Origin of the sequence: Neisseria cinerea (assembly GCF_900475315.1) — a bacterium.
Lineage (GTDB): Bacteria > Pseudomonadota > Gammaproteobacteria > Burkholderiales > Neisseriaceae > Neisseria > Neisseria cinerea.
On sequence record NZ_LS483369.1, the window covers coordinates 495,972 to 518,353 of the forward strand.

Below are 22,382 nucleotides of genomic sequence, written 5' to 3' on the forward strand. Positions count from 1 at the left end.
TATCAAGGCGGCTTTGTCGGTTTTGTGTTGTTTTCAGGTTTGGCAGGGGCGTGAAAAGCCCGCATAATGCGGGCAGGTTGTTTAATCTGTGGGGCTGTATGCCACCTCAACTATCAGCTTCGTTTTCCTTAGGTGTTGGTTGATAGTATAAATTTCGTGCCATGCCTTGCTTAGATAATACTGCCGAAGCATCGGGATTTTAGATAGCCGGTGTGGCATTGGGATATTTCGTGCGCACCATAGCCGCAACAGAGTGTCTTCGTCATCGATTTGGATATGTTTTAAGATTAAGCCGCTTGAACCGACGGGCAATAGATACCTTGCGTCAGGGTTGGCAAAATGCTTACCGGAACCATCAAAGTCATACAATACATTTGGCTTGAGGTCTTTGTAGTCCTCTTTTCTGCGAGGCGCAGATACTTCGCCAAGCCACTCAAAGCACAGGGTTGCTGTTCTGTGATGCAACTCGTGAACCTTCAACTCTCCTTGTACGCCAAGGAAATTCATACCGGCATCGTACTCACCAGGCCACCAAGGGGAATCAAAACGCCTATTTTTGACAATCTTGAAAGCCCTATCAATATTATCTCGTCGTAATAGCAACATTTTTCAATCCAGCACGCTCCACCAAAATACCCTACCTATAACGGTCAGGCTATCTAAAGGGGCAGTTTCGTCTTTGTATTCCGGGTTGTAGCTTTTGATGCGTACTTGGTTATCAGGCAGCTTTTGCAAGATTTTTGTACGCAACAGCCCACCGTGGTTGATGGCATAGATTTTGCCGTCTTTAATTATTTTATCGGCGGTATTAATGCCTAGTGTAGCCCCATCGGGGAATACCGGCTCCATACTGTCTCCGTCGGCAGATACGCAGACAACATCATCGGGGCTTATCCCATGCCGTCTTAAGGTCGATTTCGAGAAGCGCAGTTTATAGCCGTTATGGTCTTCAATGTCATCTGAAAAACCGTTACCGGCTGACAAACAAACGTCTTTATAAAATGGAACTTCGCAATCATCGTCAGATAACGGTGTTTTGCTATCCCAAGCGTCAACAGTGCCGATAACGGTGGCGTTTGATTTGATGGAATCAACAGGGGTGCCCGGATCATCTTTTCCATCCATCCATCCGCGCGGCAATCCAAGCGCGGTTTCAATTTGTGTGGCTACGCCGTCCCCAATATTCCTGTATCCATTAAGCCATTGGTTTATTTGTGCCGGCGCCTTGTTGATTGCCCGGGAAAACTCAGCTTGATTGCCGTTAAACCTGCCAGCTATCAGATTTTTAATTCTATCTACTCGGTTCATGTCATCCCTCCGTCAAATGAATATAAATATAAAGCATAGCTATATTTATCAATGCTACTATTTTATATTTAGCTATGCTATACTAACGCTAAATTGATTTAACAGAGGTCGGAATGAATTTAAGAGATTATTGCGCAATACGCGGCAATCAGTCTGATTTGGCAAGAAAAACAGGAATTTCCCCGTCTTTTATCTATCAGATTGCCAAAGGATTGAAGCCCGTCCCTATTCAGTCAGCAGCGTTGATTGAAAAGTCAACAAACGGCAGGGTAACACGAAAAGAGATGTTTCCTGATACCTGGCATTTAATCTGGCCAGAATTGGCAGGCGACCAAACCAAATAAAAAAGCCCGTCGGGGATGACGGGCGAAGGTGGCTGTTCTAAACCACGTTAAAGGATTTTGAATGATGACAGATTTAAAAGAAACGCGCAAGGTCGTGGAAGACTCGCTGTGGGCTGGGGAAGCCGCATTGATGACGATAATTTTTAATATTGGAGTTCTCGATGAATCGAACAAAAATGTGTAAGGAGTGCGGAGAGATTAAGCCGATAACGGCGTTTCCGAAAAACGGCTTTGACAGAAAAACCGGGCTGCAAAAATACGCGCTCCGATGCCGCCGATGCCACAACGTCTATCAGCAAGATTTGCTGTACAAGCGCCGTGAAAAAGAATTTGAGCAAAAGCAGGCAGTCATGGCGGCATTGATGGACGCCGAGCGCGAAAAAGAGGAGGCAGCTAAGGCGCGAAGCATCGCACAGAGCGTCGTTTTGGCGAAAGCAGCCTGTCCGATACTGCACATCGGCTTGTGGACTGAGCCGTTATTTATCCCTAAAGGGATGTTACAGATTTAATTACCCTGTACTGATTAATCGCGCAATCAGTGTTTAGCCCGCCCTCTCCAGAGTGATTCTTGTGTGCGTGGGTGGGTATTTTTTACGCCTAAAAAACGTAAAGGATGACTGAAAATGAATAAAAAATATGCAACAAAAGCCGAAATTAATGCCGCCGCGCATGGCCGGTGGCGTGAGGTTTTAGAAGCGTGCGGCATACCGTCCGAAATTTTAGATAAAAAACATCACCCCTGTCCGTCATGCGGCGGATCCGACAGATTCAGGTTTACGGACGGTAACGGTTCAAGTCGCGGGAGTGGTGTTTGGATTTGTAATCAATGCAAGCCCGAAGGCGGCAGCCCGTTTGATTTGTTGATGGATGTTTGCGGTTATAGTTTTAACGAGGCTAGAGACAAAGTTGCCTCCTTGCTTGGGTTGGCGCATGGGGATTTGGTAGATAAGGCTCCGAAGCCGTTACCTCCTCCTGCTCCAGTAAAGGAGGAGGAGCGTGATTTGTGGAAGCCAATCGTTCCTGTGCCTGAATATGCGCTGAATTCTATGAGCTTTGGGAATGGATTTAGAAAATCAGACGACCTGATTTTTAAATCTGTTTTCCGCGATAGCTCCGGCGCGGTTTTGGGCGGTGTTGCCCGATTTAGAAAATCAGACGGCGGAAAAATCGATCTGCCTTATACGTTTTGTGAGCATAAGAAAACAGGCGAAAAGATGTGGCGTTGGCGTTGTTGGGATAACCCGCACCCATTGTACGGTCTTGATTCTTTGGCTGCTGACCCATCATTACCGGTTTTGGTTGTTGAGGGGGAGAAATGTAAGAACGCGGCAGATGCTCAGGGTTATAACTATGCCGTCCTGACGTGGCATGGCGGTTGTAACAACTGGGATAAGTCGGATTGGTCGGCGGTTGTTGATCGTGATGTTGTCTTGTGGCCTGATTGTGATTCTTTGCGCCAAAAGTTGACGAAAAAAGAGCGTGAAGATGGTGTTGACCCTGAATCCAAACCGTTTCTGCCGCGCAATGAGCAGGGCGGAATGAAGGCGATGTTTGGTATTGCTGAGGTACTGACAAAGCAGAATTGCCGCGTTTGGTTGGTCAATATTCCTGCTCCAGGGATATGGCCTCATGGTTTCGATATTGCCGATGCAATTGCAGGCGGTGGGCGCATCGTCGACCCTTCCGAAGTATTGAGCTGGATGGGCGCGGCGGATTGGCTGGTTGAGTATGTGCCGGAAGCGGAAATGCCGTCTGAAAACTTTCCCGCACCCATTCAAGATATGGAGCCGGAATCTGAGCAGTTGCATGAATCTCTCGAAGCAACAGGCAATCAAGGGGGCGCGGGGGATATGGATGACGAATTTTTGTCCAAATTGCAAAAGCTGAAATCAGAATTTGGGCTTGTTGAGGGTAAGGACCACGGGGTGAACAGGAAGACTGGGGTTACATATACCCGAAAAGCCATGACCGTTCATTTCGGCAAAGACGTTGTTGATGCTTGGTATGAATGGGGCCATGCGCCGGTGCTGACTATGTACGAAATCAACCGTCTGAAAAAAGACTATGCGTTGATTCAGGCGGTCAATGATGATGACACGCAAGATATGATGGAGCGTTTCATTTATCTTGATGGTTCGGCATCGATTTGGGACAACAAACTATGGCGCGTTGTCCCTGAAAAGGCGGCTCGTCTGTCGATGACTCCTGATGGTTTTAAAATTTGGGTCAATAGTCCGAGCCGAATTGTAAAACGGTTCGACCGATTGGTCTTTGAGCCTGGTCGGGTGTTGTCTGACGACTATATCAACATTTTTCGAGGCATGCCGATTGAACCGAAATTCCCGATTCCCAAAGAGGATATGCCCAAAACAAACTACGAATTGTATAGATTATTCCCCGAAATCAAGCCGATTTTGAATCTGATTAATCATTTGTGCAATGGTGATTACCAACAGGTCGAGTATCTGCTGAATTGGCTTGCGTATCCGTTGCAAAACGTAGGCGCAAAGATGACGACCGCCGTTGTCATGCACGGTCATACCCACGGCGCTGGTAAATCGTTACTTTTCGAGCAGATCATTAAGCCAATGTACGGCGAATATGGTGCAACATACGGACAAGAAGATTTAGAAAGCAATTACACGGCGAACCGATCAGGGAAAATGTTTGGTCTTTTTGAAGAGGTTTATACGAATCAGCAAAAATACAATAAGACAGGCAGCCAAAAACACATGATTACCGGTAAGACAATGCGCGTCGAGCGGAAATTTCAGGATGCTTACGAAGAGGGAAATCACATGAATTGCGTGTTTCTTTCCAACGAGTCTCAGCCTTTCAAAATTGAAGAAAACGACCGCCGTTATTTCGTTGTGTGGCCTGAGAAAAAATTGGATGACGCATTGCGCAATGAGGTTTTGGAATGTATCGGTAACGATGGTGTCCGCCTGTTTTATAGCTTCCTGCTGTGTTGGAATTTTTATCTGACGCGCAGACAAAAAGAAGCGGAAAACGAGAAAGGATACGAAGTAATCAAACTGGAAGAGCCTGTGCGATTCGATCCAAACACGCCGCCGCCGATGACTGCCGCGAAACAAAACGTCATTTCCTATGGCCGCTATGCTTGGCAGACCTTTTATTCTGAGTGGTCTGGTGGTGGGATTAAAGACCTGCCGTTTTGCTGTTGCATTACAGACGACCTTTGGTTGGTTTACAAAGAGTGGTGCAGGCAAAACGGCGAGCGGGAAACTGGTAAAACAAAGTTTCTCCAACACATTGCTGAGAAGATGCCGCGGGCGCGGCGCTGGTGGCGGACGAAAAATAAAGATGGCGACGTATCGTGTCAAAACTGGATTTTTAAGCCGGCTGGCTGGCAAGCGGCGGACGGATTGCCGGAAATGGATGCCCTGGGCAATGAGGTTTTACGATTCCGCAGCGCTGGTTGGAGGTATCGCGGCGGTGAAGAAGTTTGACGACTGAGTCTGACATATGTATGATGTTTTCAAAACGCGTGCGGCAGAGTTGTCGGGCGCGTTTTGTAGTTTGGATTTTTGGTTGTGCTATAAATTTGTGCCATTGTGCCATGCTCTGTGCCATTTTTTAAATCGCTGAAAGCCTTATGTGGCATGGCTTTGTGCCATTGTTCCATAAATTTCAGCGATTTTTGCTTTACGCGAGAAAAAATTTATAGGTTTTCAAAATATGACACGGTGTATATATACCGTGTCATATTTTTTTATGGCTGGATAATTTTTTTTCTTATGCGAGATTTTATAAAAAATTTATGGAACAATGGCACAAAGCCATGCCACATAAGGCTTTCAGCGATTTAAAAAATGGCACAGAGCATGGCACAATGGCACAGGATTTTAAAATTTATGGCACAGAGCATGGCACAGACGCAGTTTTGCCGGGTTTTCGTAGGCTGCCCCTGTCCGCTTTACTCGATTGTGTATGTTTCGTTTACTCTTTGTTGGTTTCTCCCAGTATAATTGCCGTGTAAAAAAATAAAGCCCTGCATATTGAGATGGGGCTAAGGGTGGTCAGCGCGATATAGGACTGACTGAGAAAATGAAATTTGAACTTGATTTACTTCTGGAATGGTGGGCCGAATGGTCTGCCAAGAGAGAGGATAACGGCTTGGGCTTCGGTTGCAGCCGTTTTAATCGTTTGATGGCGGCGGGTGATTTGCCGCCTAAGACGGAATTTGTAGCAATCCTGCCTTACGGCGTTGACGGAGACGGAATAGCAAGCGTGATGGATCGGGCGATTTGTCGGCTGAATCCCAATCGTAAGCAAGCTGTCATAACAGAATATCGACGCATTGGCACGCAAGACGGCAAAGCAAGGGCCTTAGGCATCACGCGTAAAGCCTATGAGCGGAGGTTGGCAAGTGCCCGGCTAAACTTGATGTCGGATTCGGCTGTTAAAAAGTTGTTAAAACGCTCTTGACGTCTTGGGGGATTTTTGTTTAAATTGTGGCAAGCTGTGTTTAACTGTATGTCCGGTTAACGCAGCTTTTTCATTTTTCAGTCAAAAAAAGCGCGGATGGCCCGTCTGAACAAGATTCAGACGGGCTTTTGCGTTTGGAAAGAATTTTATGGGTCGATTAAAACAAATGGCTTCGCGGCTCCGACCTGTTGAGCAAAACAGAATCGCCGTGAAGCATTCACCAAAGACGGCGGAAAAGCGTATGCGCGGTCGTGGCTGGATGAATCTGCGCGAATCCGTGTTGATTCGTGACCAGTATCAATGCCGGCGGTGCGGTTGCGTGGTGCTTCCAAAGGATGCTGAGTGTGATCACGTCGTTCCGTTGGCGGATGGCGGCAGAGACGAAATGGAAAATCTGCAAACGCTTTGCAAAACCTGTCATGCCGAAAAATCAGCCGGCGAAAATCGTCGGCGCGGATTTGGTTGATAAGGGTGGGGGGTGTCAAAAGTTCGCAGGGCTTGCCCTCGGAAACCCCCCGCCCTCCCATGTGCAGAATTTTTTCCTCTGTAAAACTGTTAAAGCTATATTTTAACAGGTTGTTTAACATTGAATTTTTAGCATTTTATGCTACAAAAAGCCGCATTGAGAAAGCGGCTTTTTTTATTGGAATTTCACTATGGCAATGAATGAGCAAAAGGAATTGTTTGCCAAAGCGAAATTGCGAGGGTTGTCGAACCGGGAGGCTGCGATAGCGGCTGGGTATAGCGAAAAGACGGCCAGCGCAAGCGGCAGTCGTTTGGCAAAAGATGAGGATGTTTTGGCGGAAATTGAACGCCTGAAGCTTCTCCGGTCGTCTGATCCGGTTTCCGTTTCTGTGGAGCGGGCTGCTGTAGAGGCTGTTCCTGATGTGCAGCCGGTTCAGGCTGTGCCTCTTGTTGAAAGACCTGCCGAGGCAGCGGAAAGTTTGGACAGGATTGCGTTGTCGGCGCGTGGGCGTGCCATCGTTCGTGGCACTACGATTGAATTGGATGGCGTTTGCTACGAACAAACTGACCCGAAAGACCAGTTGATTTTGTGTTCTTTGGGTGTGATTTCGTTGAACCGTCAGCAGATTGATGCTGCGAAGGCGTTGTTGGGGTATTTCCACGGCAAGGTTGCGGATCAAGGCAAGAAGGATGCTGAACGCGAGCGCGCCGCGAATGCGGCAGGCGGTAGGTTTAGCCCGATGGATGCACCTAAGCCCGTGCAAGGTTTGTTATGTTGAAGAAAACTTGGTCGACTGCCTGTCCTGATTGGCAGGAAAGGATTATTGCCGGGAAAAGCCTGATTCCGTTTCCTCCGCTGTATCAGGAGCCTGCTGAAATGGCGTTGCGCATTTTCAAGCAGTTGCGCTTGGTGGATGTGCCGGGCGAGCCGATGATGGGCGAGGTAACGCGCGAATGGGTGTATGAATTTGTTGCAGCCATTTTCGGGGCGTATGAGCCTACTTCAGGTGTTCGGTTGATTCAGGAATTTTTCTTGTTGATTAGTAAGAAAAATATGAAATCGACCTTGGCGGCGGGGGTGATGCTGACCGCGCTGATTTTGAATTGGCGGCGCGAGGCGGAATTTTTCATTATTGCACCGACGGTCGAGGTGGCAAACAACAGTTTCAAACCTGCGAAGGCGATGATACGGGCGGATGAGGAGCTGTCAGACCTGTTTCAGGTACAGGACCATACGCGGACGATTACGCACCGCACGACAGGGGCAACCTTGAAGATTCTTGCTGCCGAAAGCGATACGGTAGCGGGTATCAAGGGGACGGGCGTTTTGATTGAGGAGGTTTGGTTGTTCGGTAAGCGCGCGAAGGCGGCGGATATGTTTACCGAAGCCAAAGGCGGTTTGGCCAGCCGTCCTGAAGGGTTTGTGATTTACCTTTCCACGATGTCGGATGAGGCGCCGGCGGGTGTGTTTGCCGACTTGCTGAAACGCGCCCGCGAAGTGCGCGACGGTAAGCGTGTGGATAATCGGTTGTTGCCGGTGCTGTATGAGTTTCCGAAGGAGATGTTGGACAGCGGTACTTACCGACTGCCTGAAAACTTCTACATCACCAATCCGAATATGGGCGCGTCTGTTTCCGAAGCCTACCTGATGGGGGAGTTTGAAACAGCCAAGGCGGACGGAGAAATCGCGCTTCGCCGATTTATGGCGAAGCATTTGAATGTGCAGATTGCCTTGTCTCTGACTGCTGATTATTGGGCAGGAGCGGAATTTTGGGAGGATAGTGGAAAAAATCCCGAAATTAATTTGGATTGGATGCTGGAGCACTGCGAAGTCATCGACATTGGTGTGGACGGCGGCGGTTTGGATGACTTGCTGGGAATTTCTGCCGTTGGCCGTCTGAAAGACAATCCGCGGATGTGGGCGGCGTGGTTTCATGCTTGGGCGCATCCGTCGGTATTGGAGCGGCGCAAGGAAATCGCGCCTGTTTTGTTGGATTTTGCCAAGCAGGGGGATTTGACGATTGTCCACCGAATCGGCGATGACAGCGATGAGGTGGCGGGGTTGGCGGCTCGGGTTTATCAGAGCGGCTTGCTGGATAAATGCGGTCTTGACCCGCACGGGGTCGGTGCGATTTTGGACGCGATGTTGGAATATGGCGTTCCGGAAGATGCGGTTGTCGGTGTGTCGCAGGGCTGGAAGCTGGGCGCGGCGATTAAGACGGCGGAACGCAAGCTTGCGGAGGGCTGTTTTATCCATAGCGGCAGCGCGATGATGAATTGGGTGGTCGGGAATGCCCGCGTCGAGCCTCGCGCCAATGGTATTTTAATTACCAAGCAGGCGAGCGGTTCGGCGAAGATTGACCCGTTGATGGCGATGTTTGACGCGGTGTCGCTTTTGTCGCTGAATCCGACAGCCCGTGGTGCATCGGTTTATGAAACACGCGGAATCAGAATGTTGTGAGATAGGATATGGCGAAAGAGAAAAAAGCCAAAAACAAAAGCCGCCCGCGTGCTGACTCGGGCGGCTTGGTTTTTGAGGGGTTGAACGACCCTGCGTTGTTGGAATTTATCCGCAGCGGTCAAATCGGCGGCGGTGTGGGCATTGATGGGCGAAAGGCTTTGTGCAATGCCGCGCTTTACCGGTGCATTACCTTAATCAGCCAAAGTATCGGGATGTTGCCGTTGAATGTGCTGCATAACGATGACGGACGTGAGACTGCTACGGAGCATCCTGTCTGGAAACTGCTGAAACGGCAGCCGAATAAGTTTCAGACGGCCTATGAGTTCAAAAGTCTGCTGCAAAGCCATGTCTTGCAATATGGCAATGCCTACGCGCGGATTATCCGTTCGCGCGGTCAGGTCATTCAGCTTGTGCCGATTCATCCGATAGCGGTGCAGGTCAAGCAGCGTGACGATTGGAGTGTGCATTATGTGGTTACGCGCAAAGACGGCGGTTTGCTGGATTTTGAGGCGGATGATGTATTGCACCTGCGCGATTTGACCGACGACGGCTTAGAGGGCATGAGCCGCGTGAAGTTGGCGAAGCGGGCGTTGGGTATTGCTTTCGATGCTGAGGACGCGGCAAGCCGTATTTTCTCGGAAGGGGTGATGGCCGGCGGCTATTTGGCAACGGACAAGGCGTTGAGCGATAAGGCGTACAACCAACTTCAGGAATCTTTGCAAAAGCGGTATAGCGGCAAAGCGAATGCCGGCCGTTTTATGATTTTGGAAGAGGGTCTGAAGGCTGAGAAGTGGGGCAATACTGCTTCTGACGCGCAGCATATTGAAAACCGAAATCATCAAATCGAGGAAATTGCGCGGATGTTTGGCGTGCCGCGCCCGTTGCTGATGATGGACGACACGTCATGGGGCAGCGGTATCAGTGAATTGGGGGTGTTTTTCCTGAAATACGGACTTCTGCCTTGGTTCACGATGTGGGAGCAGGCGTTGACACGATCTCTGCTGACGCCTGCTGAGCAAGACCGCCTGATATTCAAGTTTAATGCCGGTGCGCTGTTGCGCGGCAGCTTGGAAAATCAGGCGGAATTTTTTGCCAAAGCTTTGGGTAGCGGTGGACACGGCGCATGGATGACGCAAAACGAAGTGCGCGAAATTTCCGACCTGCCGAAATCAACAGATAGGTCTGCCGATACTTTGCGGCAGGCGCAACAAGGAAAGAATTATGAGCCTGAAAAATCTGCCGCAGATTAGTGCGTTATCTTCTATGCCGAAATCGCTGTCTTTCGATATGCGCCCGGATGCGGCGAACCGTTGGGACAGCGGGGTTAAGGCGAAAACCGAAACCGACAATGTCATCACGATGTACGACCAAATCGGCGAGAGCTTTTGGAGCGAAGGGGTAACGGCCAAGCGTGTTGCCGCCGCTCTGCGTGCTATCGGCGACAAAGAGGTTGTCGTCAACATCAACAGCCCCGGCGGTGACTACTTCGAGGGTATCTCTATTTACAACCTGTTGGCGCAACATCCGGCAAAGGTAACGGTTCAGATTGTCGGCCTTGCCGCCTCTGCCGCCTCCGTGATTGCGATGGCGGGCGACGAGATTCTGATGGGTGAAGGGTCGTTCCTGATGATACACAACGCTTGGAGCCTTGCGATTGGCAACCGTCATGATTTGGCGGGCAGTATTGAAACGCTGGCGCAAATTGATGACGTGATGGCTGATTTGTATGCCGCGCGTTCGAGCCTGTCGAAGGCGGAAATCGTCGGCATGATGGATCGTGAAAGCTGGATAGGAAAATCAAAAGCCCTTGAGGATGGTTTTGCCGACGGTGAAATCGATGTGAAGGAAATCGAGCAGTCCGGCGACGGCGAACAGAAAAAAGCGATGGCTCTGATTGAGTCAAGCCTCGCGCAACAGGGATACAGCCGCGCCCAACGCCGCGATGTATTCAACAATTTATTCCACGGCACGCCCCGCGCTGCCGAACCTGCCGTCAAGCCGTGCGCTGGCGGCGATTTGAAGACGGCGCAAGCCTTGCAAAATTTAATTCAGACCATGAAAGGTTAAACCATGAAACAAACGATGATTGCTCGCGGCTTGCTTGCCGCTTTTGCCGATGCCGGCAATACTGCGCCCGATGTGGGCGCGTTGTTGGCGGAATTGAACAGTTCCTTTGCTGCGTTCAAAGACAGCAAAGAAAAAGAAATTGCCGCTTTGCAGAAAGGCAGTGAAGAAGCCAAAGCTTCTTCAGCCAAAGCCGAAGCCGAAATTTCCAAACTCCAAGCCTCTATCGACGACTTGTCTGTGCAAATGGCCGCCGCACAAATGAACGGCGGTGCCGGTAAGCTGGATAAGGAAGCGCAGGCGGCGGTTGACGCTACTGTGTCGTTTATGAAGTCCGGCGAAGTGCGCGCGGATTTGAAAAAATCGGACGACTCCAACGGCGGCTATTTGGTGCCGAAGGAATGGGACCGCACCATCACCGATAAGCTGCGTACTGTATCGCCGCTGCGTAAGCTGTTTAAGGTTCAGACGACCTCGAAGCCGAAATTCAGCAAACTGTACAATATGCACGGCGCGGGCAGCGGTTGGGTGGGTGAAGAAGACGCCCGCGCCAAAACCGATACGCCGACGTTCAAGTCTTTGGACTTCGACACGGGCGAAATTTACGCCAATCCTGCCGCAACGCAACAGATGTTGGACGATGCCGAAATCAATCTCGAAGCATTCCTTGCCGATGAAGTGAAAACTGAATTTGCTGTTGCCGAAAACAAAGCCTTTATCAGCGGCGACGGTCAAAAAGGTAAACCGACCGGCTTGCTGACCTATGCCGAAGGCGGCACCAATGCAACCAAGCACCCGTTGGGCGCAATCAAGGTTGTTAAATCCGGCAACGCGGCGGCGGTTACTGCCGATTCGGTCATTGATTTGGTTTATTCGCTGCCTGCGGAATATTCGCAAGGCGCGGGCTTTATGATGAACCGCAAAACGCTGGCCGCCGTCCGCAAGCTGAAAGATGGTCAGGGTAATTACCTGTGGCAGCCGAGCTATCAGCAAGACCAGCCGTCCACTTTGTGCGGCTATCCGGTTTATGAAGTCGCCGATATGCCTGATGTTGCCGCGAATGCGCTGTGTATCGCTTTTGGCGATTTCAACCGCGCGTATATGATTCTTGACCGCAAGGGTGTGAGCATTCTGCGTGACCCGTATACGAACAAGCCGTTCGTGCAGTTCTACACGACCAAGCGCGTTGGCGGCGGTGTGGACAATCCTGAAGCCTGTGTGCTGCTGAAAGTAGCGGCGTAATGTAAAACAAGGCCGTCTGAAAACGAGCTTCCGCCTGTATGGGCGGCGGCGTTTTAGTTTTCAGGCGGTATTTTTATTTGAAAAGGAAATGTGATGGCTAAATTTACCAAGCCGTTTTATGGTGTGCCCGATGGGGAGATTTATCCTGTTCAGTATGAGAAAGGCGATGAAGTGCCGGCTGAGTTGCTGGAGGCTGCGAAAGAAGCAGGCTGTGTTGGCGGCAAGAAAGGCGATTCGAAGCTGCCTGAAGACCCGCCGTCCGGCAATAAGCAGGATGGTGGTACGGGTAATGAAACCGGTATCCAGCAGACCGGCGAAGGCGAAGGTCAGGGCGAGGGCCAGGGCGTTGCTGAGGGCAGTCAACAGGCTGAGCAGCAATGATACCCCTCGAATTGGTCAAGCTGCATCTTCGTGTCGACGGCGATGATGAGGACGATTTGATTTGTCTTTATTACGATGCGGCGGTGTCTGATTGTGTAGCTTATCTCAACCGTCCTTTGTACCAAGACGATGCTGAGGCGGATGCGGCTGCCAAAGTCGGCAAGGCTGACGGAGTGGTGCTGAATCCTTCTATCCGAAATGCGATTTTGCTGACGGTCGGGTATTTGTATTCTAACCGCGAAGATGGCGCGGTCGGGTTGCCGCGTGCGGCTCGGAGGTTGTTGGAGCCGTTTCGCAATTTGCCCGGCGTGTAGTCGGGTTTCTCTGACGGTTAAGCGTAAACCGTACGCCAAAAAACGCTTTTCTGCTTTATTTTATTCTGATTAGGGCTTGATACGGCGTTGCCCGACTTCTTTGGGTGCAGCTAAGGCTTGCGGCTGCCTGTTTGAGTGCGAGCTAAGATGAAAACCGTCCGAACGGCAGATTTCGGGCGGTTTTTGATTTTAAAAATTACAGATCATGGAAATTTCGAGGAAGAAAGAGGTTTTGGCGTATATCCGAAAGAATCCGGGATGTACGGCTACGGCTGTTGCCAATGAGGTGTTTGGTAAATGGCGTTGGAGCGGTTGGATTTTTGCTCGAAATGATATTGGCGCGCTTTGCGACGAGGGTTTGGTCGGTGAGCGTTTTTATCGTGGAGTTTCGGTGTTTTACCCTGTGGAAGTTAAAGAGGCGGTGTGAAGATGGAAAAAGATAATATCAATCCGGCACATTACCGCCAGCAGCCGTATGAGTGCATCGAGTTTACGGAGCATCTCAATTTCAACTTGGGCAATGCGTTCAAGTATATTTGGCGGTATCGGGACAAGAACGGCATCGAAGATTTGAAGAAGGCGCGTTGGTATCTGCAAAGGCAGTTGGATTCTGCGCCGATGTTTTCGCTGTTGGGTTTAGAACTTTGTAAAGACTTGAGCCGAAAATTGGATGAGTGCATGCGTTACGGAAAGTTCGTAATTGGGCAATATCTTTTGCTGGTCGGCATCTTGCACTATTCTTTTTGTGAAGATAGCAAAACTTTATCAGATGGGATTGTAATATTAGATGATTTTATTAAGTGTATTGAATGTGACGAAGTAGGAATTTGACGGCTTATCAGGCGGCGGATAATATCGAATACTGTTTTTTAAAGGGAATATGTATGAAGATTTTGTTGTTATCTGCTGTTTTGCTTGCGTTGGCAGGGTGTGGCGGCGGTGAGCATGTGGACGCTGTGCGTTCTGCTTCTTCTGCTTCTTCAGTCGGTGCGGCTTCGTCCCCTGCACTGCCTGATGGTTCGGGATGGGTTTATTTGGGGGTTGCTGATGAAATGCGGGGCAAGACTTCTTATATGGCGAAGCTGCGGTCGGTCAATCGGGTCGATATTGGCGGCGGTCATGGTGATGTCGGGCTTGATTTGACTTTGGGCGGTTATGAGGAATATGATTTCCCGATTGCGTTGTTTAGGTTGTCTGACGGGGAGTTTGCTGATTGCGGGTCTGAAGGCTGCAGGGTCGAGTATCGGATTGATGATGACGAGGTGTTGGGTATTTCGGGAGATCTTACCGATTCGGACAGTATTATGGGTTGTTCGGCTCGGACGGTCGAGCAGATGGGCATTACTGGCTGTATGATTGAGAATTTGGCGTTGTTTTATGGTCTTCTCGACGGTCGGAAGATGATTGTGGAGGTCGATATTTCGGGTCGTGGTCCGACGCAGTTTGTGTTTGATGTGTCGGGGTTGCAGCCTTTGGATAGGTGGCACGATTCGGCGGTGGTTTATCGGAAGTAGTTTTTTGTGGTTTGAGGTCGTCTGAAACAGGCGGCCTTTTTGTTTGGAGCGGTTATGAAGGCTGGGCAGTTGCGGCACCGTGTGGAGATTCTTCGGCGGGTAAAGGAAAAGGATAAGTCGGGCGCGACTGTGATGGTTTGGCGGCCGTTGTGCAAGGTGTGGGCGGATGTGCGTCATGTGTCCGGGTCGGAAACGATGCGGCATGATGTGTTGACGGCTTCGGTGCGGGCTTCAGTGCGTATTCGTTGGCGAACCGGGGTTTCGGCGGATATGCGTGTGAAGACGGGAAATGGGGTTTATGTTATCCGTGCGGCGATTCCTGATTTGCGCCGGCGTGAGTTTTTGGATTTGATTTGTGAGAGCCTGCCTGATGAAAGTGGACATTGATGTTGATTTTTCGGACGCGATTGCGCGGTTTGACAGTTTGCCGGAGGCGGTAGGAGAGAAGCTGCGCTGGGCGGCGTTTCGGGGTGTATCCCTGTTGCGCGAGGAAATTAAGATTCAGGCTCCGCGTCATCATAAGCGGCATTATTTTTATAGTAAGGGCAGCCGCAATGCTGACGGGAGCAAGCGGCGATATGATTTTGAACCGGGCGATTTGAGACGCTCGGTTTTTGCTTTTTATGATAAGTCGGATTCGGTCGATGGTCGGCGGGCGGTTTATCAGGTGGGTTGGCGCGACCGTGAGGGTAATCGGGGACGTTATGAGGGCGGTGTGCTTCGGGCTGTGCCTTATGGGTACATGGTGCACAACGGGGTGCGTCGGAGAAATGGTAAGTCGATTGCGCCGCGTCCTTTTTTGTCCCGTGCTTTGAAGATTCAGGGTGCGAAGATGGAGGCGGTGATGCTGGATGCTGTTTTGGAGGTGGTGCGTGGAAGAATCTCTGATTAGTGCGATCGGCCGTGCTTTGCCGGGCGTGGATGTTTATCATGATTTTGCGCCTGAAGAGGCGGAATTTCCGTTGGTAATTGTGCAGCGTGTCGGCGGCGCGGGTTGTTTGTTTTTAGACCATAACGATGATGGGTATGAAGTTCGGTTCTCGGTGTCGGTGTGGGATGTCGACCGTTTGGGCGCGGTGGAGAAGAGCCGCGCGGTGGAGCGGTCGGTGTTGGATTCGTTGGAAGGTTATGCGCTGTCGGCGGCGGATGCGGTCGTTTTGGACGATGGCCGGCGCGGGATGGTGCAGGATTTTGTTTTTATGACTGTTTAGGCGGTTTTTTGTTGGCGGCTGTCTGTTTGGGCAGCCTTTTTTATTTGGTTCTTTTTTAGGATTTTGATATGGCTGTTAATTTGGCTAATGGTTCGATCGTGCAGATCGCTACGAAGCTGCTGGCTGAGAAGAAGGTCACGGCAATCTCTAATGCAGCAGAGGCTGTATGTACGGCGACGGCCCATGGTTTGCAAAACGGCGACTATGTGGCTTTGCTGTCGGGTTGGGGCATTTTGAATGAGCGTGTTTTCCGTGTAACAAGCGTCGATGCGAACAGTTTTAAGCTGGACGGCATCGATACGCGCGATGAAAACAAGTTTCCTGCCGGTTCGGGCACGGGCAGTTTTCAGAAGGTGGAAGCGTGGCAGCAAATTACGCAGATCATGGAAGTTTCGAGTTCGGGCGGTGAGCAGCAGTTCACTCAGTTCGGCTTCTTGGAGGATGACTTTGAACGTCAGTTGCCGACGACCCAGTCTGCGTATTCGATGACGTTCAAAATTGCCGATGACCCGAATTTACCCGGTTATAAGGCGGCTCAAACGGCAAGCGACAGCGGTAAGCTGACGCCGCTGCGTATTATTCTGAAGAATAAATCGGTAGTCGTGTACAACGGTTATGTGAGTATGAGTCCAATGCCTCAGCTTGTGCGTAACGAGGTGATGGCGGTCAATATGACGTATTCGCTGTCTGGTTTGTTCAACCGCTATTTGTAATTTCGGTTGGTCTTTGGTTGACTTGTGTAGCTTTGCCGCCCTTCGGGGCGGTATTTTTTTAGGAAATTGTGATGTCTAAATTGAAATTGGCGCATGCCGCTACGTTTAAAACTGAAGTAAAAATCCCTGTTCCTGCAGGCGAGCCGGTCGCGGTGGAATTTGAGTTTGTTTGGATGAACCGTAAGGCTATGGATGAGTTTGCGGATGATTGTGACCGCAAAGACCGGATCGATGCTGATTTGGTGTTAAAAATTACGAAGTCTTGGGGCTTCGAAGATGAATTCAATGCTGAAAATATGGCGTATCTGCTGGATGAATATCCGTATTCGGGCGGGGAAATCATCAGTGCGTTCTATCAGGCATATAGCGCCGCGCGCGAAAAAAACTGATTGCCGCCGTCCGTGCGATGTTTTCTGACGACGAGAAGACGGTCTCGTCGTTGGGATTCTTCGGCTTTGATGCGGATGATGTGACGGCGGATGAGGTGGAGGTGTGGCCGAACAACTGGGAGGCTGTGCAGTTGTTTTCGTCGGTCTGCGGTCAGTGGCGCGTCAGTATGGCGGGGGCTTATGCGCTGGATTATAAGGCGGTCGCTGCCGCTATGGATTTGATGGGAATTAAGAAGCGGCGGCGGAAGAAGTTGTTTGAGTTTGTGCGTGTGATGGAGCGTGAAGCGTTGTCGATAATGGGTGAGAAGAAAGATGGCTGAAAATACGATTAAGGCGGGTTTGGATGTCAGCGAAATCGAATCCGGTGCGAAAAAGGCTGGGGTTGCGCTTCGCAGTATCGGCAAGGCGGCAAAGGACGCGGGTCAGCAATCGGCAGCGGGCGCGGCGGCAACGGCGGCGGGCTATGATAAAGCGGTGAAGGAAGCGGAACGGCTAGCGAAGAAGCAGGAGCGCGCTACTCAGTCCATTATTAATGCGGTTCAGCGTGAAATTGCCGTCCGTGAGGCAGGCGGGCGCGGTACGTCGGCTTATTATGAGTTGTTGGCGCGTCAGCGCGGGGCGGATGTTGCGAGAATCAGTGAGGTGACTCAGGCGTTGAAGCGTCAAGAGAGCCAACTGAAGCTGAATAATATTTCCGTCGGTCAGTACAACAATGCAATGCGTATGGTCCCGGCGCAGTTTACGGATATTTTTACGCAGTTGGCCGGCGGGCAGAATCCGTTTTTGATTGCATTGCAGCAGGGTGGTCAGCTTCGTGATTCGTTCGGCGGCTTCGGCAATATGTTCAAGGGATTGGCGGCGAGTATCAATCCTGCGACGGTTGCCGTTGGTGCTTTGGCGGGCGGCGTGGCCGCTTTGGGCAAGGCGTATTACGACGGGGCGGAGGAATCTAAGCGTTTTTCTGCGGCGGTCATCTTTGCCGGCGGCAGCGCGGGCGCGGCATCGGGTAAGTTGATGTCGATTGCCGATTCGGTCGGGAATGCGACGGGCGGTTGGTCTGAGGCTCGTTCGGCTATATTGGCTTTTGTCGAGAGCGGCTCGGTTGCTTCTGAAAACTATGGGCGGTTTGCGGAATCTGTGGTCTTGCAGTCTAAGGCGACGGGTAAGAGCGTGGAGGATTTGGCGCGCGTTTATGAGGAAATCGCGGATGACCCGTTGAAGGCGGTCGTTAATTTTTCGCGCGTTTATCAGACGCTGAATGCGGATGTCTATGAGCAGGCGCGGGCTTTGGTTGAGCAAGGTAGACAGCAGGAAGCTGTAGCTTTGATTCAGGGCAAGTTCGCGGACGAATCTCAGCAGATGTCTGAGCGTGTTTTGGAGAATTTGGGCGCGATTGAGCGCGGCTGGAATGCGGTTAAGAAGGCAGCTTCGGAAGCCTGGGAGGATATGAAGTCCATCGGGCAGGAGGCTACGCTGGAAAGCCGGTTGGCTGAAAAGCGCAAATTCTTGCTGCAAATTCCTGAAAATCCGTACACGCAGCCGCAGGTTGATGCGGCGAAGCGTGAAATTGATTTGTTGGAAAAGCAAATCAAGATGCGTGATGAGGCGCAGAAGCAGGCAGCCTCTATCCGAAAGGAGCAGGCTGATTCGGTCAGGTATATCGCTGATTTTGACCGTTTGAAGGAGCAGACTCAGAGTAAGGCTGAAAAATTTGCGCGCGAAGAGCGGCAATGGCAGGAAAAGCTCAATGCACTTAAAAAGCATGGCAGTAATCAACAGATTGCCGATGCGGAAAAGGTGCTTGCTCGGTTGCGTCAGCAGCACAAAGAAGAATTGGCGGCTGATGCGGCGCGCGCTGCGAAGAAACGAAGTACTGTTGATAAAAATTTATTTCCGACTACTTCTGCCGGTCTGCGTTTAAAGCCCGGTGCTGAGGACGGTGGTCGTGCGTTTGGCGGTACTTATGCTGCGATGCACGCGATGCAGCAGTTTTTGGGCAATAAACTGGTTCGGTTTGGTGCGGTAAACGACAAATACCATATTGGGAAGAACAGTTTTCACAATAAGGGTTTGGCGTTTGACATGACGCCGAATCTGTCGCTGAAGTCTGAGGACAAGGCGAAGGTTGCCCGCCAAATTAAGCAGTATTTCGAATCTTTGGGCTTTAGAGACGGCAAAGACTTTAATGTGAAATTTGAAGTCGGCGGTCAGGTCAATAAGAACGGCACGAAGGCAACCGCCGACCATTGGCATTTTAATTGGCGGTCTCAAGAGGCGGCGGCTCGTTTCGCCGGCGGCGTGGACGGTCAGGCTAAGGCGATGGCTCGGTCAGGTTTGTTTGCTGAGGCAAGGCAGACGAAACCTGAGCTTACCGATTACCAAAAGTGGCAACAGGATTTTTCCAAGCGCCAACTTGCGGTAAACGCAGAGCTTTCTTTGTCTGCTGCCAATGTGAATAAGATTTATGCAGAGCAGCTTCGGTTGCTGTCTGACCCAACCTTTGAGAAATGGTCGGCCTCTGAGCGTCGGACGGCTATGGATTTGGCGGTCAAGGCTGACAATCAGGCTCAGTTGACGAAAGAGGCGAAAAAATACGCGGATGCGTTGCGCGAACTTGAGGCTGCGGGTCAGCGTGATTTCGACGACCAGTTGTTTGAGTTGTCGTTGTTGGGTAAGGCGCGTGAGGAGGTTGAGCGGCTGACGGCGGCGCGCAAATACGACAAGCTGATCGCGGAAGCGCAGGCGGCGGGCGCGGGCGCGGATGTTATCGGCGGGCTGCAAACGGCGAAACTTGATAATGACGGCCGCCTGCAAGAGCAATTACGCTTGGCGAAGGAAACCAGGGAGGCTTTCGGTAACGATTGGCTGGCGGGTATTTCGGACGGCATGCGGAATTATTCGGATTCGTTCAAATCGATGCGCGAAAGTATGTCTGATGCTGTGACGGGGTCGCTCGGTAAGATGTCGGATTCGTTGGCGGATTTTGTGGCCACGGGTAAGGCTGATTTTCGCGGATTGGCCGCGTCTATTCTGCAAGACTTGTCGAGAATGCTGATCAAAATGGCGTTATTCAACGCGATGAAGGCGGCGATGGGTGCTTGGGGCGGCGGCGGATTCAGAGACGGCGGCATGGTGCAGCAGTTTTCGAACGGCGGCGCGGTGTGGGGCGCGGGCACGTCAACCAGCGACAGCATTCCTGCGTTGTTGTCAAACGGTGAGTTTGTCGTCAATGCGGCCGCTACGCGCCGTCATCGCGCATTGTTGGAGGCGGTCAATCAAAACCGTTACGCTTCCGGCGGTGCGGTGGGCAAACTGCCTGTGATGCCAGCGGTGCCTGCTTTCGGTGCGGCGGCTGGGGGCATGACGGTCAATATCACTATCAACAGGGACGGAACGGCAAATGCAGATACATCGGAAGATACTCATGTTGCCAAGCGGCTTGCGGAGGCTCTTCCGGTGATGATTGAACGCTGGTTTGTGGACAATGTTCAACGCGTGGGCGGCAGATATTATGCCCGTTAATGCCGTCTGAGGAGGAGTTTTTATGGAGACGTTTTCGTGGCAGCCTGATTTGGACGGCGCACGGGCTGTGCATGAGTTTCAGGTGCGCACGGTTCGATTGGGGGACGGTGTGGTGCAGCGTCAGCCTTTGGCGTTACGTTCGAAGAAGCAGACGTGGAGTCTGAAGAAAACCTGTATGGCACCCGAAGCGGCGGCAATCCGTGCGTTTTTAGACAGGCACGCGGGCGCGTCGCCTTTTTTTTGGACACCGCCCGCGCGTGAGAAGATGCAGTTTGTGGTGTCGAAATACACGGAAACGCCAAAAGGCGGCGGCGTGTGGGTGTTGGATTTCGAGTTTGAGGAGGTTTGATCGTGCGTGAGATGAGAGGGGTAATGCTCAAAGCCCTGTCGGAGACGGCTCAGGATGTGCTGGTCGAACTGTGGGAGTTGGATTTGCGTCCTTTAGGCGGGGAAATCCACCGTTTCTGCAATCAGGTCAATGCAGCCGGCGGCGCAGTTGTGTGGCAGGGGCGGTCGTATCAGGCGTATCCGTGCATCGCGGAAGGGTTTGAAATGCGATCGGTCGGTTCGGGCAACCGCCCGCGCCTGACGGTGTCGAACCTGTTCGGGCTGGTTACGGGGCTGTCGGCGCGCTACGGGCAGCTTGCCGGGGCAGAAGTGGTGCGCCGTCTGACTTATGCGCGCTTTTTAGACGCCGTCAATTTTACAAACGGCAATCCGTCCGCCGATTCGACGCAGGAGGCGGTAGAGCGTTACACGGTCGAGCAGCTTGCATCGCTTACGGCAGAAACGGCGGTGTTGGAGCTTGCGGCTCCATCGGAGTCAGACGGGGCTGCTGTCCCGTCCCGTGTGATGTTGGCTGACACATGCGTCTGGCAGTATCGCGGCGAAGGGTGTGGTTACACGGGGCGCGCGGTTGCCGATCGTTTCGATATGCCGACGACGGATGCGACCAAGGATATGTGCAGCGGGACGTTGACCGGCTGTCGGGCGCGGTTTGGCATGACGGCGGTGTTGCCTTTCGGCGGTTTCCCGGGTGCGGATAAGGTGGGTTGAGATGGTTTTGGATGGGGATTTGAAACAGGCATTGCTTGATGCGGCAAGCGCGGCAATGCCGTCTGAAATGTGCGGTCTGTTGGTGGAATCGGGCGGACGGTTAAGCTTTGTGCAGACGGACAATGCGGCGGTAAATCCGCAGACGGATTTTGAAATCTCGCCGGCGGAATGGATGCGCGCTGAAGCAGCCGGATCAGTTGCGGCGGTTGTGCATTCTCATGTTGACGCACCGTTATTTTTGTCTGGCGCGGATAGGAAAATGCAGGTGCAAACGGGCCTGCCGTGGGTATTGGTTGCGGACGGATTGGTACGAGTGTTTCGTTGCTGTCCGCATTTGCGCGGTCGTCGGTTTGACTACGGACTGGCTGATTGCGGCGCGCTTGTGCGTGATGCCTACATGCTTATGGGGCTGGATTTTCCCGATTGCACCCGGTCAGATATGGATATTGACGCATCGACGGGCGTGTTGCCCGGGCATCTGTCGGAATGCGGTTTTGTGCGCGTTTCAGACGGCATAGTCCCAGGCGATGTCCTGACCGTGTCGTATGCAGGCGATGAAAACCACGCTCTTTTGGTGTTGCCCGATGGAATGTTGCTGCACCATGCCTACGGTCATTTGAGCCGCCGCGAGGTGCTGACGCAGTGGTGGCGCGATCGGGTGGTCGGGGTGTGGAGGCATCCGCGTTTTCTGCCTGACATGATGCAGGCGGTGGCAAACGATTTGAATCATGCGGAGACGGTTTTGTGATTACTGTGTGTCTTTACGGCGGTTTGCGCCGTTTCGGTCGGCGGTTTGTGCTGCGTGCGCGAAGCCCCGCCGAGGCTGTGCGCGCGCTGTCGGTGCAGCTTGACGGGTTTGCGGCTGATTTGCGGCGTGGCAATTGGCATGTCCGGTTTGATGGACACGATTGTTCCGAGGAGGATGTGCGTGCCCGGTTCGCGGATGACG

Annotated in this window: 28 protein-coding genes and 1 pseudogene; 27 read left to right on the top strand and 2 right to left on the bottom strand. The window is 51.7% G+C overall.

Annotated features, from left to right (window positions below; all coding sequences use genetic code 11):
- Nucleotides 1-81: 81 nt before the first annotated feature.
- The gene (locus DQM57_RS02685) at nt 82-507 is read right to left on the bottom strand and encodes a hypothetical protein (protein WP_167395587.1); all 426 of its coding nucleotides are present in this window, start codon (nt 505-507) and stop codon (nt 82-84) included.
- Nucleotides 508-609: 102 nt separating this feature from the next.
- Entirely contained in the window at nt 610-1,308 is a 699-nt protein-coding gene (locus DQM57_RS02690) for a S24 family peptidase (RefSeq protein WP_111726691.1), read from the bottom strand.
- A gap of 113 nt (nt 1,309-1,421) precedes the next feature.
- Between DQM57_RS02690 and DQM57_RS02695 the strand changes: the two genes are divergently transcribed.
- The 27 genes and pseudogenes from DQM57_RS02695 to DQM57_RS09855 form a co-directional block, all read left to right on the top strand.
- Nucleotides 1,422-1,652, top strand: a complete 231-nt coding sequence (locus tag DQM57_RS02695) for a transcriptional regulator (protein ID WP_111726693.1) — start codon at nt 1,422-1,424, stop codon at nt 1,650-1,652.
- A 61-nt stretch (nt 1,653-1,713) separates the two neighbouring features.
- Nucleotides 1,714-1,836, top strand: a complete 123-nt coding sequence (locus DQM57_RS09945; protein WP_269460481.1) for a hypothetical protein — start codon at nt 1,714-1,716, stop codon at nt 1,834-1,836.
- Nucleotides 1,814-2,161 (top strand): hypothetical protein, encoded by a 348-nt coding sequence (locus tag DQM57_RS02700; protein WP_111726695.1) that lies wholly within the window; start codon nt 1,814-1,816, stop codon nt 2,159-2,161. Before DQM57_RS09945 ends, DQM57_RS02700 begins: the two co-directional genes overlap by 23 nt.
- Before the next feature lie 114 nt (nt 2,162-2,275).
- Nucleotides 2,276-5,122 (top strand): DUF5906 domain-containing protein, encoded by a 2,847-nt coding sequence (locus DQM57_RS02705; RefSeq protein ID WP_111726697.1) that lies wholly within the window; start codon nt 2,276-2,278, stop codon nt 5,120-5,122.
- 598 nt (nt 5,123-5,720) lie between these two features.
- Entirely contained in the window at nt 5,721-6,101 is a 381-nt protein-coding gene (locus tag DQM57_RS02715) for a hypothetical protein (RefSeq protein WP_111726699.1), read from the top strand.
- A 148-nt stretch (nt 6,102-6,249) separates the two neighbouring features.
- Nucleotides 6,250-6,567, top strand: a complete 318-nt coding sequence (locus tag DQM57_RS02720; protein WP_111726701.1) for an HNH endonuclease — start codon at nt 6,250-6,252, stop codon at nt 6,565-6,567.
- A gap of 190 nt (nt 6,568-6,757) precedes the next feature.
- Entirely contained in the window at nt 6,758-7,345 is a 588-nt protein-coding gene (locus tag DQM57_RS02725) for a terminase small subunit (RefSeq protein WP_111726703.1), read from the top strand.
- Complete coding sequence (locus tag DQM57_RS02730; protein WP_111726705.1) at nt 7,339-9,027, top strand: terminase large subunit; 1,689 nt, start codon at nt 7,339-7,341, stop codon at nt 9,025-9,027. The genes DQM57_RS02725 and DQM57_RS02730 overlap by 7 nt, the downstream gene beginning before the upstream one ends.
- An 8-nt stretch (nt 9,028-9,035) precedes the next feature.
- Entirely contained in the window at nt 9,036-10,277 is a 1,242-nt protein-coding gene (locus DQM57_RS02735; protein ID WP_111726707.1) for a phage portal protein, read from the top strand.
- Nucleotides 10,249-11,094, top strand: a complete 846-nt coding sequence (locus tag DQM57_RS02740; protein ID WP_111726709.1) for a head maturation protease, ClpP-related — start codon at nt 10,249-10,251, stop codon at nt 11,092-11,094. The genes DQM57_RS02735 and DQM57_RS02740 overlap by 29 nt, the downstream gene beginning before the upstream one ends.
- A gap of 3 nt (nt 11,095-11,097) precedes the next feature.
- The gene (locus tag DQM57_RS02745) at nt 11,098-12,333 is read left to right on the top strand and encodes a phage major capsid protein (RefSeq protein ID WP_111726711.1); all 1,236 of its coding nucleotides are present in this window, start codon (nt 11,098-11,100) and stop codon (nt 12,331-12,333) included.
- Nucleotides 12,334-12,426: 93 nt separating this feature from the next.
- Nucleotides 12,427-12,714, top strand: a complete 288-nt coding sequence (locus DQM57_RS02750) for a hypothetical protein (RefSeq protein WP_111726713.1) — start codon at nt 12,427-12,429, stop codon at nt 12,712-12,714.
- Nucleotides 12,711-13,028: a head-tail connector protein gene (locus DQM57_RS02755; RefSeq protein ID WP_111726715.1), complete on the top strand. Its 318-nt coding sequence runs from the start codon at nt 12,711-12,713 to the stop codon at nt 13,026-13,028. The genes DQM57_RS02750 and DQM57_RS02755 overlap by 4 nt, the downstream gene beginning before the upstream one ends.
- Before the next feature lie 205 nt (nt 13,029-13,233).
- Complete coding sequence (locus DQM57_RS02760; RefSeq protein ID WP_231992123.1) at nt 13,234-13,455, top strand: hypothetical protein; 222 nt, start codon at nt 13,234-13,236, stop codon at nt 13,453-13,455.
- A 2-nt stretch (nt 13,456-13,457) separates the two neighbouring features.
- On the top strand, nt 13,458-13,859 hold the full coding sequence (locus DQM57_RS02765) for a DUF3310 domain-containing protein (protein WP_111726717.1): 402 nt from the start codon (nt 13,458-13,460) through the stop codon (nt 13,857-13,859).
- A gap of 53 nt (nt 13,860-13,912) precedes the next feature.
- Nucleotides 13,913-14,542 (top strand): hypothetical protein, encoded by a 630-nt coding sequence (locus DQM57_RS02770; protein WP_111726719.1) that lies wholly within the window; start codon nt 13,913-13,915, stop codon nt 14,540-14,542.
- Nucleotides 14,543-14,596: 54 nt separating this feature from the next.
- Entirely contained in the window at nt 14,597-14,929 is a 333-nt protein-coding gene (locus tag DQM57_RS02775; protein ID WP_111726721.1) for a phage head closure protein, read from the top strand.
- Nucleotides 14,913-15,434, top strand: a complete 522-nt coding sequence (locus DQM57_RS02780) for a hypothetical protein (protein WP_111726723.1) — start codon at nt 14,913-14,915, stop codon at nt 15,432-15,434. Before DQM57_RS02775 ends, DQM57_RS02780 begins: the two co-directional genes overlap by 17 nt.
- Nucleotides 15,415-15,753, top strand: a complete 339-nt coding sequence (locus tag DQM57_RS02785; RefSeq protein WP_167395521.1) for a DUF3168 domain-containing protein — start codon at nt 15,415-15,417, stop codon at nt 15,751-15,753. The genes DQM57_RS02780 and DQM57_RS02785 overlap by 20 nt, the downstream gene beginning before the upstream one ends.
- Nucleotides 15,754-15,821: 68 nt before the next feature.
- Entirely contained in the window at nt 15,822-16,466 is a 645-nt protein-coding gene (locus tag DQM57_RS02790; RefSeq protein ID WP_111726727.1) for a phage tail protein, read from the top strand.
- Between the two features lie 71 nt (nt 16,467-16,537).
- Nucleotides 16,538-16,855, top strand: coding sequence for a phage tail assembly chaperone (locus tag DQM57_RS02795; protein WP_111726729.1), 318 nt, complete (start codon nt 16,538-16,540; stop codon nt 16,853-16,855).
- 17 nt (nt 16,856-16,872) lie between these two features.
- Nucleotides 16,873-17,175, top strand: coding sequence for a DUF1799 domain-containing protein (locus DQM57_RS02800; RefSeq protein WP_231992126.1), 303 nt, complete (start codon nt 16,873-16,875; stop codon nt 17,173-17,175).
- Nucleotides 17,168-20,377 carry a phage tail length tape measure family protein gene (locus DQM57_RS02805; RefSeq protein WP_111726731.1) on the top strand — a complete coding sequence of 1,070 codons (3,210 nt, stop codon included), beginning with the start codon at nt 17,168-17,170 and terminating at the stop codon, nt 20,375-20,377. Before DQM57_RS02800 ends, DQM57_RS02805 begins: the two co-directional genes overlap by 8 nt.
- Nucleotides 20,378-20,399: 22 nt before the next feature.
- Nucleotides 20,400-20,726, top strand: a complete 327-nt coding sequence (locus DQM57_RS02810) for a phage tail protein (RefSeq protein WP_111726733.1) — start codon at nt 20,400-20,402, stop codon at nt 20,724-20,726.
- 11 nt (nt 20,727-20,737) lie between these two features.
- Nucleotides 20,738-21,433, top strand: a complete 696-nt coding sequence (locus tag DQM57_RS02815; protein WP_197711730.1) for a phage minor tail protein L — start codon at nt 20,738-20,740, stop codon at nt 21,431-21,433.
- A 1-nt stretch (nt 21,434) separates the two neighbouring features.
- Nucleotides 21,435-22,181 (top strand): C40 family peptidase, encoded by a 747-nt coding sequence (locus DQM57_RS02820; RefSeq protein WP_111726738.1) that lies wholly within the window; start codon nt 21,435-21,437, stop codon nt 22,179-22,181.
- Nucleotides 22,182-22,228: 47 nt separating this feature from the next.
- A pseudogene (locus DQM57_RS09855) lies at nt 22,229-22,363 on the top strand (tail assembly protein); the annotation flags it as partial.
- Between the last annotated feature and the right edge of the window lie 19 nt (nt 22,364-22,382).